General features: G+C 74.4%; 12 protein-coding genes and 1 pseudogene. 9 read left to right on the forward strand and 4 right to left on the reverse strand.

Annotated features, from left to right (window positions below; genetic code table 11):
• Positions 1-99 precede the first annotated feature (99 nt).
• The 3 genes from AB0L45_RS37740 (at position 100) to AB0L45_RS37750 (ending at position 5741) form a co-directional block, all read left to right on the forward strand.
• Positions 100-2037, forward strand: a complete 1938-nt coding sequence (locus AB0L45_RS37740) for a TOMM precursor leader peptide-binding protein (protein ID WP_365848298.1) — start codon at positions 100-102, stop codon at positions 2035-2037.
• 109 nt (positions 2038-2146) lie between these two features.
• Positions 2147-4741, forward strand: coding sequence for a lantibiotic dehydratase (locus tag AB0L45_RS37745; RefSeq protein WP_365848299.1), 2595 nt, complete (start codon positions 2147-2149; stop codon positions 4739-4741).
• Positions 4728-5741: a lantibiotic dehydratase C-terminal domain-containing protein gene (locus tag AB0L45_RS37750; RefSeq protein WP_365848300.1), complete on the forward strand. Its 1014-nt coding sequence runs from the start codon at positions 4728-4730 to the stop codon at positions 5739-5741. The genes AB0L45_RS37745 and AB0L45_RS37750 overlap by 14 nt, the downstream gene beginning before the upstream one ends.
• A gap of 70 nt (positions 5742-5811) precedes the next feature.
• On the opposite strand, the gene AB0L45_RS37755 is transcribed toward AB0L45_RS37750, so the two are convergent.
• Entirely contained in the window at positions 5812-8700 is a 2889-nt protein-coding gene (locus AB0L45_RS37755) for a LuxR C-terminal-related transcriptional regulator (RefSeq protein WP_365848301.1), read from the reverse strand.
• A 324-nt stretch (positions 8701-9024) separates the two neighbouring features.
• Between AB0L45_RS37755 and AB0L45_RS37760 the strand changes: the two genes are divergently transcribed.
• On the forward strand, positions 9025-9804 hold the full coding sequence (locus AB0L45_RS37760) for an SDR family oxidoreductase (protein WP_365848302.1): 780 nt from the start codon (positions 9025-9027) through the stop codon (positions 9802-9804).
• A gap of 175 nt (positions 9805-9979) precedes the next feature.
• A complete protein-coding gene (locus tag AB0L45_RS37765; protein ID WP_365848303.1) occupies positions 9980-10375 on the forward strand; it encodes a DUF779 domain-containing protein in 396 nt (131 codons plus the stop codon).
• Between the two features lie 162 nt (positions 10376-10537).
• Here the strand turns inward: AB0L45_RS37765 and AB0L45_RS37770 are convergent, their stop codons facing one another.
• Entirely contained in the window at positions 10538-11485 is a 948-nt protein-coding gene (locus AB0L45_RS37770; RefSeq protein WP_365848304.1) for a hypothetical protein, read from the reverse strand.
• Between the two features lie 470 nt (positions 11486-11955).
• Between AB0L45_RS37770 and AB0L45_RS37775 the strand changes: the two genes are divergently transcribed.
• From AB0L45_RS37775 to AB0L45_RS37785, 3 genes are all read left to right on the forward strand, one after another.
• Entirely contained in the window at positions 11956-12486 is a 531-nt protein-coding gene (locus tag AB0L45_RS37775; RefSeq protein WP_365848305.1) for a methylated-DNA--[protein]-cysteine S-methyltransferase, read from the forward strand.
• Positions 12487-12923: 437 nt separating this feature from the next.
• Positions 12924-13391, forward strand: a complete 468-nt coding sequence (locus AB0L45_RS37780; protein WP_365848306.1) for an RICIN domain-containing protein — start codon at positions 12924-12926, stop codon at positions 13389-13391.
• 158 nt (positions 13392-13549) lie between these two features.
• Positions 13550-14359 (forward strand): hypothetical protein, encoded by an 810-nt coding sequence (locus AB0L45_RS37785; RefSeq protein ID WP_365848307.1) that lies wholly within the window; start codon positions 13550-13552, stop codon positions 14357-14359.
• 56 nt (positions 14360-14415) lie between these two features.
• On the opposite strand, the gene AB0L45_RS37790 is transcribed toward AB0L45_RS37785, so the two are convergent.
• Positions 14416-15525, reverse strand: coding sequence for a Gfo/Idh/MocA family oxidoreductase (locus AB0L45_RS37790; RefSeq protein ID WP_365848308.1), 1110 nt, complete (start codon positions 15523-15525; stop codon positions 14416-14418).
• Positions 15526-15659: 134 nt separating this feature from the next.
• Here AB0L45_RS37790 and AB0L45_RS37795 point away from each other — a divergent pair, with 134 nt between their 5' ends.
• The gene (locus tag AB0L45_RS37795; RefSeq protein WP_365848309.1) at positions 15660-16007 is read left to right on the forward strand and encodes an ArsR family transcriptional regulator; all 348 of its coding nucleotides are present in this window, start codon (positions 15660-15662) and stop codon (positions 16005-16007) included.
• 83 nt (positions 16008-16090) lie between these two features.
• On the opposite strand, the pseudogene AB0L45_RS37800 reads toward AB0L45_RS37795, so the two are convergent.
• Positions 16091-16303, reverse strand: a pseudogene (locus AB0L45_RS37800) (MerR family transcriptional regulator); the annotation flags it as partial.

A 16303-nucleotide genomic window follows, 5' to 3' on the forward strand; every position in this document is an offset into this window, starting at 1 on the left:
CGGCAGGGCCGTGTCCGGCGCGTTCCGCGCGTCGGGCACGGCCCGGTGTCACTGACGGGACCGGAAAGACGGGACGTACGAAGGATGCAGGAGGGGAACGTGGCGGACCGGCCGGCCGGACTCGCGGTGCGGGGCGAGGGGCTGCTCGCCCAGGCGGTCCGCGACGCGGTCTCCCGCCGGCAGCCCACGGCCGCCGAGGACAGCGACCGGTGTGCCGGACTGCTCACCGTGGCCGACGGCTGGCACCATGCCGACACGGCCGGCCGCCCGGACCTGCCGTGGCTGCCCGTCCGGGTGGAGCTGGGCAACGTCGTCGTGGGGCCGCTGGTGCTGCCGGGGCGGCCAGGGTGCGCGCAGTGCGCCCGTACCCGCAGGCAACGTGCCCTGGGACCGGACAGCCCGCGGGCCGAGCTGCTGCGCCGCCACGGTGACCAGCTCGCCGAACGGCCGTCGCCGCTGCTGTCCGCGTGGGCGCGTGACACGGTCGCGGCCGTCGTGGAGGCGGAGGCCGCCGCCATGCTCGACGACCCGGAGCGCGCCGGCACCCGCAACGCGATCACCATCATCGGTCTGGCCGGCCTCACCGCCGATTCCCACCCGTTCCTGCCCGACCCCTGCTGCCCCCGGTGCGGCAACCTCCCCGACGACGAGCCGCCGGTCCTGATGGACGCCCCGCGGCCCAAGCTCGACCGGGACACCTACCGCGTGCGCAGCCTGGACGCCGACTGGGACGGCCTGCTGCGGACGTACGTGGACGGGCACACCGGCATCGTCCGGCAGCTGGACGTACGCACCGATTACGCCTACCCGATGGTCTCCGCGCCGCTGCGGCTGCCCGACGGCATCCAGGAGGCGGGCTTCGGCCGCGGCCTGGACTACAGCGGGTGTGAACGCACCGCGCTCGCCGAGGCGCTGGAGCGGCTGGGCGGCGCGCGGCCGGGCGGCCGGCGCACGACCGTGCGCGCGGGATACGAGCAGGTCGCCGACCGTGCGGTCTGCCCGACCGATCTGGGGCTGTACCCGCCGGACCGGTACGCGGACCCGGAGTTCCCCTACCCGCCCTTCACGCCCGACCTGGAGATCAACTGGGTCCGGGGGCACTCCTTCGGCCGCGGCGGCCCCGTGCTGGTGCCCGAGGACTACGCGTACTACCGCACCCGGCACGGCAACGACACGGCCCGCCCGCTGGCCTACGAGGTCTCCAACGGCTGTGCCCTCGGCGGCTGTCTGGAGGAGGCCGCGCTGCACGGCATCCTGGAACTGGCCGAGCGGGACGCGTTCCTGCTCACCTGGTACGCCCGGCTGCCGGTGCCGCGCGTGGACCTGGACACGGTGGCCGATCCGGCGGTCCGGCTGCTGGTGGAACGCATCCGGCAGGACACCGGGCACCGGGTCGCCGCGTTCGCCACCACGCCCGAGCACGGCATCGCCACGTCCTGGGTGATGGCCGTCCATCCCGGGGACGGGCTGGAGCCCGCCGCGATCTGTGCCGCCGGAGCCCATTTCGACCCCGAGAAGGCGCTGCTCAACGGCCTGTTGGAGCTGACCGCGAACCTGGGCTGGAACCGCGCCGCCTACCGCGAGGAACTGCGCCGGATCGAGGCGATGGTCGCCGACCCGTACCAGGTGCGGGAGATGCGCGACCACGCGCTGCTGTACTGCCACCCGGACGCCTTCGACCGGTTCGGCTTCCTGCCCGGGGAGGACGCGGCGCTGCCGGTGGCCGAGGCGTTCTCCCGTGCGACGTGCCGGCCGCGCCACGCGGACCTGCGCGACGACCTCGCCGAGGTGGTCGAGCGCTTCACCGGGCGCGGCCTGGACGTGATCGTCGTCGACCAGAGCACCGACGAGCACCGCGCCGCCGGCTTCGCCTGCGCGAAGGTGATCATTCCGGGGCTGCTGCCGATGACCTTCGGACACCGGATGAGCCGTACGCACGGCCTGCCGCGGCTGTACGAACTGCCGGCCCGGCTCGGCCTCCGGGACGGGCCGCTGGAGCCGGAGGACGTCAACCCGCACCCGCACCCGTTCCCGTGACGCTCCGGCCGCCCCTCCCCCGGACGGCCGGGCACCCCCGCACGCAGCACGGCCGGGTCCGCCCGTCCGCACGACCAGAACCGACCCGCACGCGAAGGCAGGGACAACGATGAGTGGCTTCCACGTCGCGGACACGTTCGGCGTACGCATCGGCGGTCTGCCGGTGTCGGTGCTGGACGGTTTGCGGTCGGAAGAGGTGTGGCGGCGGACCGGCGCGCTACTCGACGGCGCGCGCGAACTGGCCGAGCGGGGCGCGCGCCTGTCCGACGCGCTGTACGAGCTGATCGGCCAGGACCCCGCCGTCAAGCCGGCGCTGGTCGCGCTGCGCCGGGCGGTGCACAACCAGCGGACACCGGGCGAGCGCTGCTGGAACGACGAGGTACGCGCCGCCCTGCCCGCCGAGGTGACGGCGGAGGTCGAACGGTGGTCGCAGCTCCTGGCGGCCCACCGGCAGGACACCGCCCGCCTGGACCGGCTGCTCCCCCAGGACGCGGCCGACCGCCGGGCCGCCCTGCGCGAGGCGGCCGCGCAGCCGGTGTTCCGGCACGGTCTGATCCAGGGCAGCCCGGTGCTCCACGAGCAGCTGCGCAAGTGGCTGGCGCGCCCCGAAGGCACCGCGCCGGACCGGAAGCTGGCGCTCCGGCTGGCCAAGTACCTGTCCCGGGTGGCGGCCAAGACCAGCCCGTTCAGCACCTTCACCGTCAGCGGGCTGGGCCGGTGGGACGGCCCGCGCGAGGACGCGGCCGGGCTCGCGGTGCGCGACACCGTCGAGGTCAACCTGTGGGTCGTCCAGCAGCTCGTCCGGCAGCTGCGCGAGCATCCGGCGCTGGCGCCCGGCATGCGGCTGCGGGTCAACCCGAGCGCCCTCCTGGCGGACGGCCACTGGGAGTTCCTGGGGCCGGGCGAGGAGGAGCCGCTGCGCACCCTGCCGGTGTCCGCGCCGGTGCAGGCCTGCCTGGACTTCGCCGCCGACGGCGCCCGGACGCGCCGCGAGATCGCCGCCCACCTGGCCGAGCGCAGCGGCGCCGCACCGGAACAGGCCGAGCGCTACCTCGCGCGGCTGACCGAACTCGGTGTGCTGGAGGTCGTGGCCCCGTTCTCCGAGCAGGCTGCGGACCCGCTCGCCGAGCTGCGGGCCTGGGTGGACACCGGGGGCCCTGGCCTGGCCGAGGTGTCGGCGCGGCTCAAGGAGGTGGCCGCGCTGCTGGACGGCTATCCGGAGCTGACCGGTCCGGACGACCGCCACCGCCGCAACCACGAGATCCACCAGGCACTGGAGCGGGTCGCCGAACTCGTCGGACCGGAGCGGGTCATCGTGCCGCCCAAGAACCACATCATCGAGAACGCCCTGCTCGTCGGGCCACCTCCGGCCCAGGACCGGCAGCAGTGGGAACCGGTGCTGGACGACCTGGACACCGTGCGCCGCTGCTACGCGGCGCTCGACCCGGCGCTGCCCGGCCGGGTGGCGCTGGCCCGGCTGTTCACCGCCCGCTTCAGGTGCGGCGCCGGTGTGCCGTTCCTCGCGTTCCACCGCGCCGTACAGGAAGAGCTGCGCACCGACCCGCAGTTGCCCGGCCTGCTGTCGGTCTCGCAGCACGGCTACGCGCCGCTCGCCGACAGCCCGCTGCCCCGGATCAAGGAGCTGCTGCGGGTACGGGCCGCCCTCACCGGCGCGGTCCTGAACGCGCGGCCGGACGCCGACGGGGTGCTGCACGTCGACCCCGCCCGGCTGGCGGCGCTGGCCGACAACTGGCCGGCGTGGATGCGGCCGCCCGGCTCGGTGGCGTTCTACGGCCAGCTGACCGGTGGTACGGAAGGTCCGGCCGGGTTCGTGGTGAACGCCGTCAACGCGGGGCACGGGCGGGGCCGGGACCGGATCCGCCGGCTGCTCGGCCAGGCCGGTGTCACCGTGGCGGGCGAGCCGTCCGGCCCGCCCGGTGAGGTGATCCTGGCGGACACCTGCCGCCACTACGGCAGCAATGTGGGCCTGCGTGACCTGATGGTGACCGACGAGATCGACTACCCCGGTGCGGCGGGCCCCCGCCCGGCGGAGCGGCGTATCCCGCTGCGTGATCTGGAGGTCCGCCACGACCCCGTACTGGACCTCCTCGTCCTGTGGTCGCGCACCCGCGACCGCGAGGTGCGGCCGGTGCACCCCAGTCTGATCGCGGAGTTCTGGCTGCCGCCGGCGATGCGGCTGCTGATCCAGGCGTTCGGTGACACCCCGACCCTGCTGATCCCCGGCCGGCGGATGTTCGGCGACATCTCCCCCGCCACCGCGCAGGGCGTGCTGCGCGAGCCCAGGATCACGATCGGTACGGTCACGGTCAGCCGCCGCCAGTGGGTGTTCCGCACCGACGAGGCGCCGGTACGCGCCAAGGGCGAGGCGGACCGCCCGTATCTGCTGCGGCTGGCCGGCTGGCTGCGCGAACACGGCATCCCGGAGCGCTGTTTCGTCCGTGCGCTGGACCCGTCGTCGCTGTCCGGCGGCAACGTCTGGCAGCTCAAGTCGCGCAAACCGCTGTACATCGACTTCGCGAACCTGCTGCTGACCGGGTTGTTCGAGCGGATGCTGGCGGAGGAGGGCCATCTGCTGTTCCTCCAGGAGGCACTGCCCGACCCGTCCGACGCGCCGCACTACGGGGACGCCGGAACCCGCGTCACCGAACACCTCGTGGAGGTCGGTCACCATGCCCGCCGCTGACCGCCCGCTGGACCCCGGCACCGCCGGCGCGTCCGACTGGGTGTGCGCCCACGTCTTCCAGGACACCGGCCACGACACCCTGCTCACCGACTGCGTACGGCCCCTGGTCAGCGGCCTGTCCGCGGACGGGCTGCTGCACCGGTACTTCTTCCTGCGGTACTGGGAGGGCGGCCCGCACGTACGGCTGCGGCTGCTGCCCACCGGGGAGGCGGCCTCCCACGAGGTACGGCAGCGGGCCGCCACCGCGATCGGCGCCTTCCTGCGGGACCACCCGGCTCCCGACACGGTGGACCGCACGCGGTACCGCGGACTCGCCGACGAACTGGCCGCCCTGGAGGACCTTCCGGAGCACGACCGGGACCTGCGCCCGAACAACACGGTCGCGTTCCTGCCGTACCGGCGCGAGCACGCGGTGTACGGGCACGGCGCGGCCATGGCCGCCACCGAGGAGCACTTCCAGGAGTCCAGCGAACTGGCCCTGGCGCTGGTCGCGGCCGGCGCGTCCGGTCAGCAGCGGGCGGCGATCGCCCTGGACCTCATGCTGGCCGTACTGGCCCTGTGCGACGAGCTGCGCGCGCAGTGGGTGGCGAGCGGGCAGCCGCTCATCCCGTACGCGAACGGCGCCGAACCCGCCGCCGCCGAGGAGCACTACCAGGCCCGGCGCCGGCACCTGCGGGAACGCGCGCTCCGGGTGTGGCAGCTCGCCCCCGACCCCACCGGAGCGACCCCACAGGCGCACTGGCTGCGATCGCTGCGCCGGCTGCGGGAGCGGCTCAGCGGCTGGGAGGACTCCGGCACGTTCACCTCCGAGTGGGCGCGCTCACCGCTGAACCAGGGCCCCGACCTGGCCGCGCTGCCGCACCCGGCCACCACGCTGATCCTGCTGCGCTGCGCGCACCTGGCCAACAACCGGCTCGGCCTGACCCTGGACCAGGAGAACCACCTGCGCTTCCTGGCCGGGCGGATCGTCAGCGACCTGGCGTCGCTGCCGGTCCGCTGATCGGGGCGGCCGGGGCCGCTGATCCGGGCGGCACGGTCCGCCAGGATCGCGGGACGACCGGGCCCGCCCGTCACCTCGTCGGGCTGGGCCGCAGCTCCCCGGGCCGGGAGTCGTCGTGCCACCGGGAAGGCCGGACCGGGGTGTCCGGGCACGGCGGCTCGGGCTGGCCGGTGCGGGAGCAGGAGCACGGTTCCGGCCCGGTGCGGCGGGTGCGGCCGTCGGCAGGCTGGGCCGTCGGGCGGGCCCGGTCGTCCGGCGGTACGGCGGACGGCTCCGCCGGGATCGCCGCGGCCAGTTCCTGGCGCCCCGAGATGCCCAGCTTCCGGTAGACACCGGACAGGTGGAACTCCACCGTACGCATGGTCAGGAACAGCATCTGGGAGATCTGCCGGTTGGTGTGGCCGCCCCGCGCCAGCCCGGCGATCTTCAGTTCCTGCGGTGTCAGCAGCGGATGCGTACGCACCGGTTTGTCGTGGGCCGGGGCGGGCTCCGCCGCCGTACGCAGCCGGCGGACCAGCGGCGCGGCACCGCACTCCCCGGCCAGGGCCAGCGCCGCGGCACCCTCCCGGTCCGCCTCGGCCGTCCGGCCCGCGGCGCGCAACGCCGCGGCCAGGTCGGCCCTGGCCACCGCGAGCTCCAGGCGGGCGGGCGACGCTTCGAGGTGGCGCACCGCCTCGGCCAGCAGCGTGCGCCGGCGCTCGCCCGACCGGGTCATCGCCAGCGCGTGCCGGGCCACGCCGATCGTGCGGGCCGTGCCCCACCGGCGGGCGGCCTCCAGCTCCTCGCGCGCCAGCGTCTCGGCCCGGTCGGCGGCCCCGTCGGCGGCCAGCGCGAGCGCCGCGCGGGAACGCCACGGTACGACCGCCGGGTTGACGGCGCCCCGGCGCACCAGCTGCCGCCCGGCCGCCAGCAGGTCGTCGGCCGCGCGGCCCGGTTCGCCGCGCAGCCGCCACAGGGCCGCCCGTGCGGCGAGCAGGTACGGGCCCTCGTAGCGGCCGTGCAGGCCGTCGTCCGGCCCGTGTTCCGCGGGGCCGTGCGTGGCCAGCAGGGCGGCGGCCTCGTCCTGGTCGCCGGCCAGCGCCAGCGCCTCCACCAGGCCGGCCACCGCGAAGCCGGTGATGATCGGCAGGGCGGTGCTGCTGGGGCCGATCTCCTCGACCACCGGCCGCAGGATCGCCACGGCGCCCGGCAGGTCCCCGGCGATCCGGCAGATCCGGGCGCGGAAGATGTCCGCCGTCAGGCAGGCCCGGCGGCCGGACATGGCGCGGCTGAGCCGGCCGGTGCGCCAGCAGTGGGCCCGGGCCTCGACGAGTTCGTCGGCGCGGATCAGGGCGGCGCAGCTCTGCCAGATGCGGGCGAGGTCGCCGTCCTCGACACCGGCCAGCGCCTGCCGGGCCGGGGCGAGGGCCGCCTGCCGGTCCGTTCCCCGGTCGGCGGCGATCGCGGCGCGCAGGTTGGCCAGTTCCCGGCTCCGTCCGCCGCCGGCCGGCTCGGGGGCGTCCGCCAGCCGGCGGGCCTCCGCCGAGGGGCCCGCCGGGTCGAGCAGGGAGACGGTCGCCTTGCGGAGCGTGAGCCTGCGCACCGCCGCCGGGTGGCCGGTGCCGATCCGGCCGGCCGTCTCGTCCAGTACGGAGGCGGCGTCCGCCGGCCTGGCCCGGTCGATCAGCATCCCGGCGACGTCCAGCGCCAGTTCGGCGCAGACTTCGGGGTCCTCGGACTCGCGCAGCAGGGTGTCCAGTTCACTGAACGCGAGGTCGGGGTCGACGAAGGTCTCGGCCTCGGCCAGTTCGCGCCGTACGGCCGAGCGGACGTCCGCGGGCAGCCGGTCCCGCAGCACGCACCGCAGGTAGCGGCTGGCCTCCTCGGCCCGTCCCTCGTGCAGCAGTTTGCGGGCGGCGCTGCGCAGCGGCTCGACGGCCCAGTCCAGGCCGGTCGGGCCGGCCGCGGCGAGCTGCTGGGCGATCCGTTCCGCGCCCCACTGCTCGTCACGCATGATCCGGGCCACCTTCAGGTGCGCGGCTATCCGGGAGCCGACGGGCATTCCGGCGAGCACCGCGGCACCCAGCAGCGGGTGGCGGAACGCCGGCGGCACCCGGTTGGCGAGCACCTGGCGTGCCACGAGCGTGTCGATCGCGTGCAGCGCCTCGGACACCGGCAGTTCGGCGAGCGTGGCGGCGTGGGCGACCTCCGCACTGTCCCCCAGAACCGCGACAGCCCTGGCCATGGCCAGGGCTGGTCGGGGCAGGTCGTCGAGCCACGGCCGGGTACATCGCAGGGCTTCGGGGCCGACCGGGCCGCGCAGTTCACGGGCCGTGACGGCCGTGCCCGGGCGGCCCGCGAGGTGGGCCAGCAGCAGTCCGGGGTTGCCGCCGGTCAGTTCGTGGCACACGGCGGCCGCGGCGGCGTCGAGGGTGAGGCCGCACCGCAGCGCGGCGAAGCCGGCGATCGCGTCCGCCGGCAGGCCGGCCAGTTCGATGTGCTCGGCGCGGGCGAGGAGTTCGGCCACTCCGGCCGGCCGGCCGCATCCCGCGTCGTCGCCGACCGCGCCGACGACCAGCAGGGGTACGGGCCGGTCGAGCGAGGCCAGGGCCACCAGCCAGCGCGCCGACGAGGCGTCCACGTCCAGGAGGTCGTCGACGCACACCGCGAGGGGCGCGCGTGCCATCAGGTCCCGGCCCAGGCCGACGTAGCCGTCCAGGGACTGCGGTCCGTCGTCGTCCGGGCGGCCGAGGGCCTGGCGGGCCGCGGCGAACAGGGAGTCCCGTACGGCCGGGCCGCCCGCGGCGGTCCTCACCTGGAAGCCCGCGTCCGCGGCGCGGGCTGCGGCTTCCTCCAGCAGCGCGCTCTTGCCGGCGCCCCGCTCCCCCCGCACCGCGACGATCACCGGTACGCCGCCGCCGGCCCGCCCGATCAGCCCGTCCAGCCGGGCCAGCTCCGCTTCACGACCGGTTAACGGCATCGACAGCCCTCCCCATAGACATGAATATGTCGGGACGTCCATACACCCGACAGGTTCGTCTATCTTTCATCCTGATACGCGCCCTGCCCGGACGGCTACGGCCGACCGGGCCAAGAACGGCCGGTTCAGCTCCCCTGACGGCTGGTTCCGGACTGCCGAGGGCCGGGTTCCAGGAGGCCGACGGCGGGATTCCGGGAGGCCGGGCCGCGGTCCGGCCCTGGGCTCCGGACCGTGCCCGACACCTCGTCAGCCGCCGTTCCCGAAAGGCATCCGCACCGTCCCCCCGGAGCATGCGGGCGCTGCACCCCCGTCTAAGGTGCGGCAATGACCTCGAACACCTACCTCACCGACCTGTTCTCGCTGGACGGCATGGTTGCCGTGGTGACCGGCGGCAGCTCCGGAATCGGGCGTTCCCTCACCGGCGCCCTCGCCCGGTCCGGCGCGAGCGTCGTAGCCGTGGCGCGCAAGGAGGCGGAGCTCAGGGCCACCGTCGAGGAGCTGACGGCCGAGGGCTGCCGGGCCGGGTGGGTCAGCGCCGACCTCGGGACGCGGGCGGCCGTGCGCGCGGCGGCCGACGAGGCGGCCGGGGTCTTCGGCGAGCCCGACATCCTCGTCAACTGCGCCGGGATCAACCTGCGTCCGCCGATGAGCGAGCTGGACGACGAGGTGTGGGACCGCACGATGGCGGTCAACCTGGAGGCGCCCTACCTCCTGGGGCAGCGCTTCGGCCCCTGCATGGCCGAGCGGGGGTTCGGCAGGATCATCCACATCACGTCCCAGCAGGCGCACCGGGCGTTCGTCCAGAGCGGCGCGTACGGGGTGTCCAAGGGGGCGCTGGAGTCGCTGGCCCGCTCTCAGGCCGAGGCGTGGTCACCGTACGGCGTCACGTGCAACACGCTCGTACCGGGCTTCGTGATGACGCCGCTGAACGCCCGGCTGTCGTCCGACCCTGAGCAGGTGGCGGCGCTGGCCGCCCGCACCATGGCCGGCCGCAACGGCGTCGCCGAGGACTTCGCGGGCGCCGCGGTCTTCCTCGCGAGCCGCGCCTCGGCGTATGTCACCGGGCAGGCGCTCTTCGTGGACGGCGGCCTCTCCGTCCACTGAACGCCCGCCACTACACTGCTCGCAGCGTCGGCACCGCAGCGCGGACCGGCCGCCTCCGCGGCGGGCACCCGGAGGCGTACCGCACCTGATCCGGACGAACGGCGAAGGAGTGGCACATGAACCGCAGCAGGCCCAGGACACGGCTCGGGCCCCCGGAACGGCTCCGGTGGACGCCATGAGCGCCGGGACGGAGCGACGCGTCGAACGCATCGCGCTGACCCCGGCGGCCGAGGAGCTGATCCGGCGGCTGCGTGAGGCGCACGGACCGCTGATGTTCCATCAGTCGGGCGGGTGCTGCGACGGCAGCTCCCCGATGTGTTACCCGGCGGGCGAGTTCCGTACGGGCGCGGCGGACGTGCTGCTGGGGCGGCTGTGCGTGCCGGGCGTCGCCGAGGCGGTGGACTTCTGGATGGCGGCGGACCAGTTCGCCCGCTGGCGGCACACCCATCTGACGGTGGACGTCGTACCGGGGCGCGGCGGGGGTTTCTCCCTCGAAGCTCCCGAAGGGGTGCGCTTCCTGATCCGCTCGCGGCTGTTCAGTGAGGAGGAGCGGGCGCGGCTGGGCGACTGAGGCCGGCCGGGGCGCCCGCGTACGGAGCTGGTGAGGCCCCGCGCACGGGGGATGACGCGGGGCCTCACACGGGAGAACGACAGGATCACGGCCGGGGTTCCCCGCCGGGGCGGTCCTTTACCAAGTGTTTTCGCACCCGGCGCAGGAGCCAGGCCGCCGTGCTCACGCCTCGTCCTGCACCAGCCGCTCCAGCATGTCCTGGAAGTCGACGTCCACGACCACCCGCAGTCCGTCCCCGTCCGGCTCGCTCAGCCGCGTCATCGCACCGCGCCGCCACCAGTACACGTTGGGACTGATCGCGCCCGCCGCGTCCGCGTGGCCCGCCGCGGCGAACTGCGCCATGGCCTGGAGCGCCGGAACGACCTGCGCGTCATGGATGGGGTGGAAGGCCAGCTGATGGCGGAAGGGCAGCGCGACCAGCGCGCCGTCCTCGGTCAGCGGCGTCCCCATGACCCGTTCGACCAGGTCCTCCAGGACCAGCACCCGGCTGGCGGTGAAGAACGAGTCGCCCAGCACCACCTCGAAGGCCGAGCCGTCCCCGCGCCGTACCGTCTCGTGCCCCTCGACCGGCAGCGCGCGCAGGTTGTTCAGCGCCCTGATGCGCAGCTCGGGCACTTCGCCGAGGTCCGCCAGCGAGTCCTCGCTGAGCATCTGCACGGCCTCCGGCAGGTCCAGGGCCAGCACCTCGCGCAGCCCGGGCGCGGGCGCGTGCCCGTACCGGAAGGAGTCCGCGGGCGGCAGCGTGTCCTCGGCGACCACCCGCGGGAACAGCCGGGCCCGGATCTCGTCCTCCGACAGCGTCTCCATCGGCTGCGGCCCGTCCATCGTGCGCAGCACCTTGCCCACGTGGTCGCGGATCATCGCCGGCCACACCCGCTCGCCGCGCCGGTCGCGGTGGCAGACCGCGGCGAGGTTGCCCAGGCCGAACCGGCGGCCGCCGGAGTCGGCGACCACACCCGCGTACACCGTGACCTCCAGGCCGCGTTCGGCGAACGCCTGCCGGACCTGGGACCGGAAGACGCCGCCCTCCCGCTCCGAGAAGAACGCGAACTCCCCGTCGCGCGGGGCTTCGCGCGGATCCCGCTTCGGTCCACGGCGGAACAAGCCCATCTCTTCCTCCCGGCGACGGCCACGATGCCGCCGATCGTAACGGGTGCGCCGGAGCCCCTCGACCGGTCCCCGGTCCGGCCGCCCCCGGCTCCCCCGCCTCGCCGCCGCACACGGCCGGTCGGGGTTCCTCATGGTCATCCTGCCCAGGATCGGGGCCGGTCATGGCGCGCGCGAGCAGCGGAGAGGGGGGCCGGCTGCGGGGCGGGGCCGGGCCGCGGGGGCGGGTGGGCGCTGCCGGGAGCGCGATACGCTGCCGTGGCCTGCCCGGCGGGTGACCGCGCCGCTGCGGTGCCGGCCTCGTCCGCCCGCCCGCGTCCGTCCGTCTCGATGCTCCCGCCGCCTCCGTCCTGCCGTGACCGGCGGGAATGCGACGTCCGGATTCCGCCAGCCGTCGCGTCTGCGCGGCGGCACAGTGGAGGTGACGGACGAGCCGGTGAACGGCACGAGAGCACAGAGAAAGGGGCCGGACGATGACGGCCACGACGGTCCACACGACACTCGGCAGCCCGCTGGGTGACCTGCTGCTGGTGGGCGAGCGGTCCGCCACCGCGCCCGGCGGCACTGCGCTGGCCTCCCTGTCCGTACCGGACCAGAAGGGCGGCGCCACCGTCGACGGGGCCTGGAGCCACGACCCGGCCGCCTTCGCGGAGATCGCCGCGCAGCTCACCGCCTACTTCGAGGGCCGCCGCACCCGTTTCGACCTCGCGTACGTGCCCGGCGGCACCCCGTTCCAGCAGCGCGTCTGGCAGGCGCTGGAGGCCGTCCCGTACGGCGAGACGTACACCTATGGCGACATCGCCACCCGCATCGGCGCCCCGCGCGCCGCGGTCCGCGCGGTCGGCACCGCCATCGGCCGCAACCCACTGCTGATCGTCCGCCCCTGCCACCGCGTCATCGGCGCCGACGGCACGCTCACCGGCTACGCGGGCGGCCTGCACCGCAAGGAGCAGCTCCTCCGCCTGGAAGGCGCGGCGTGCGTGGCGGGCACGCGCACGGGCTGAGGATTCTTCCGGACTGCGGCAGGCACATTGCGGCAGGTAAGAGGAACGGCGCCAAGCCCCCCGCCCGGCGCCGTTCCGCCCGGCGCTCCTCCCTTCCCCCCACCACCCGCTGACGCGGGCCGGGAGGAGCGGCCGGGCTGCGGCTGGACCCGAGTCGGGCGATCCCCCGCATCACCCAACCCAGGCAGCCTCGATCGGAGCCCGTCCGTCGTGCGACAGGCGTCCGAAGCCATGCCGAGTATATTGGCTCCGGGCCAGTCAACGCAGCGGCTGCACCATGACCATTTTCGAGCGGCCTCCTCCGCGGCCCCGACGATCATGATTCGGAACGCCTCCGGCGTACTCCCGCGGCGCGGCAACCACAGCACCCTCACCCGCATTCGTACACTTGAGCGAACTGGCGGCGCTGGGCCGCGACAGCGGAAAAAGGGGCGGACGTGAGGGGTGCCGAGGGTCTTGCGGCGGTCGGCGAGGGGACGTATGTGCTGCGCAATGTGGGCAGCGGCCTGCTGCTGGAGGTCGAGGACGGCCGCAAGGGCAGCGGGGCGAACGTGCGGCAGGGCACGGAGGACGGTTCACCGGCCCAGCTGTGGCGGGTCACGGAGGTCCACCCCGGCAGCGGGCTGCGCCATCTGACCAACGTGAACAGCGGCAAGCGCCTGGACGTCACGGGCGCCTCCACCGAGAACGGCGCCAACGTCCAGCAGTGGAAGGCCAACCACTACGGCGCGCAGGAGTGGCTGCTGGAGCAGGACGTGGCCGCGCCCGGCACGTTCACGCTGGCCAATTACGCCAGCGGGCTGCTGCTGGAGGTCGCCGACGACAGTACGGAGCCGGGGGCCAACGTCCAGCAGTGGGAGGACCGGGACCGCCCGGGCCAGTGGTGGCGGCTGGAGGGCCGCTGACGCAGGGGCGGCCGGTCCGGTACCTCCAGGGGCTCCGGAAATGTCGCTCGTACGGGTGACCGAGTGGGCGAACCCGTATGCCGGTCGCCGCCGTCCGGCAAAGGCAGTGGGAAAAGACCACCGGCGTCGAGCCCTGACCCCGCCCCGGAGACTTCCTCATGACCGTCACCATCGTGGTGGCCGTGATCGCCCTGATCCTCGGCCTGATCGCCCACCATTTCCTGCGCCGCCGGGACGACGAAGCCGACGACGAGGGCCTGTCGGTCAAGGATCTGCTGGGCCCGGTGCAGACCCTGACCGTACTGATCCTCGCCTTCGTGCTGGCCACCGCCGCCGGCTCCTACAACCGGGCCGAGGAGGCCGTGCACAGCGAGGCCAACGCGGCCGACCACCTCGCGGAGACGGCGGAATACCTCCCCGACGCAGCACAGCGCCGCCGGGTCCAGGCCGATGTCATCTGCTACACCCGGGCGGTACGCCACTACGAATGGCCGACCATGGCGGACGGGCACAGCTCCTCGGTGCCCAGCGTCTGGACCGCCGATCTGCGCGCCGCCTTCAAGGACATCGGCCCGGACAAGAGCGCCTTCGGCATGCTCGTGGGGGCGGACGACTCCCGGGCCAAGGCCCGCCAGGCACGGCTGACGGAGTCGACCGCGGCGGTCCCCCCGGCGGTCTACTGGTTCATGCTCGTCCTGCTCTCCATCACCGTCATCTCCCTGAGCCTGTGCATCCCCAGACGCCGCAACCGGCCCCAGCTCGCCGCCCTGGCCATGGCGACCGCCCTGCTCACCGCCACCCTGCTGCTCGTCCACGACGCCGAACGGCCCTTCGGCGGCGCCATCTCCGTCGGCTCCACCGCCATCAGCGACGTCGAACACCAGACCGCCCGCGACTTCCACACCGACGCCCCCGGCGCCTCCCTGCCCTGCGACGACCGCGGCCACAAGGAGGCGGGCAGCGCCTGAGGCGCAGGCCCGGCCGAGCCGCCGGGCTCGCACGAGCCGCCGGGCCGGGCCGGCTCTCAGAAGCCGGCGGCGCGCTCGATGCGGTCGAGCAGGCGGTGGCTGCGTACGGCGTGGGCGAAGTCCGGGGCGTGGTGGGTGCCGTCCGTGAGGTCGGCCCGGATCTGTTCGTAGGCGTGCGCCACGGTGTACGCCATTTCCGTGGAGCGGCCGGCGAGCGCGGGGAGTGCCGCGTCGTACGAGTTCGGAACCGGCAGTTCCGCGAGCTCCGTTTCCTCGCCCCGTGCGCCGTGCACGGTGACCTGGCCGAACTGCAGATGACCCGAGTCGCCGGTGATGAGCAGGTCGCCGGCGGTTCCGTTGATCTCCCAGTGGAAGTTGGTGGCGCGGGACAGGCCGCCGCGGAAGTGGACCGAGGCCACCGCGCCCCCTTCGAGGACACCGTTGACGGCGATCTGGTCCGGCACGTCCATCCGCGCCGGCTCGCCGGTCGCCGCGTCCCGCACCTTCGGGCGGCGGGTCGCCATGGTGGCGTTGAGGTCGGTGAACTCGCCCAGGGTCATGGTCAGGGCGTCGACGGTGTGCCCGAAGGGGATGGTGAGCAGGGAGGCGCCGTTCCGGCGGTCGAGGAGGTAGGCGCCGCCCGGCTGGGACAGCGGCCCCCAGCCGCGGCCCGAGGCGATGAGGCTGGTGGACAGGACGTCCCCGACGTACCCGTCGGCGATCAGGTCCCGTACGTAGCGGACCGGTGGCGCCGAGCGGGCCTGGAGCCCGACGAACGTACGGAGGCCCCTGGCCTCGGCGACGGCGGCCAGTTCCTCGGTCTCCGCGAGGCCGTTGCCCAGCGGCCACTCGCTGAGCACCGCCTTGCCGGCTTCGAGGGCGGCCAGCACCAGTTCGCGGTGGTGCGGGACCTTCACGGAGACGACCACGAGGTCGACCTCGTCGCGGCGTACGAGTTCCGCGGCGCTGCCGAAGGCCAGCGGGACGCCGTACTTCTCGCCCGCCGCCCGCGCGGATTCGGGCGTACTGGCGGACAGGGCGCGCAGTTCGTACCCCGGTACGGCGGCGAGTGCGGGCAGGTGGGCGCGGGCGGCCCAGCCGCCGTTGGCGCTGAGGCCGATGATGCCGACGCCGATCGGGGCGGCGGAGGGGGCGTGCGCGGGCATGGTGGATTCCTTTCACCGGACACACGGTGCGGCGCTCGGTCGAGCGGTGATCACGACCGTAGCCCATGTTCGCGAATAAGTGAACATGAGGCCGGGGCGGTCACCCGGGCGGGACGGTGGGGGATACTGAGCACATGGCCAGCCGTACGTCCTCCCCGCTGCTCCACCCCGCCGAGCAGGACTTCGACCTGTTCGCCGTCATGAGCGCGCTCACCGACCCGGTCCGGCTGAGCATCGTCCTCAAGCTCGCCACCGAGTCGGCGGTGCCCTGCGGCACCTTCGACCTGCCCATCGCCAAGTCCGCGCTCAGCCGCCACCTGCGGGTGCTGCGCGAGGCGGGCGTCATCAGCCAGCGGGACGAAGGCACCCGCCGGGTCAACTCGCTGCGCGCGCAGGAACTGGACCGCCGCTTCCCGGGCCTGCTCTCCCTCGTACTCAAGGAAGGCGCCGAGCGGGGGGTGCCGCAGCCGGTGGCCGGCTGAGGCACGCGTGTGCCGGGCCGGCGTTCCGGACCGCGTGCGGGTGGGGCCGCGGAACTCTCGCGGAATCCTTGGCCCCGTCCGTCTCAGGGCTCGGTCGGCGGGTCCGGGCGTTCGGCGGCGCGGCGGTATTCGGCGTTGATCCGCTGGGCCTCTTCGAGCTGGTCTTCGAGGATGATGATGCGACAGGCAGCCTCGATAGGGGTGCCCTGGTCGACGAGCTCACGGGCACGGGCCGCGATACGCAGCTGATAACGGGAGTAGCGGCGGTGGCCACCGGCGGAGCGCAGCGGAGTCAC

The sequence above is a fragment of the Streptomyces sp. NPDC052496 genome (genome assembly GCF_040679095.1).
Taxonomy (GTDB): Bacteria; Actinomycetota; Actinomycetes; order Streptomycetales; family Streptomycetaceae; genus Streptomyces.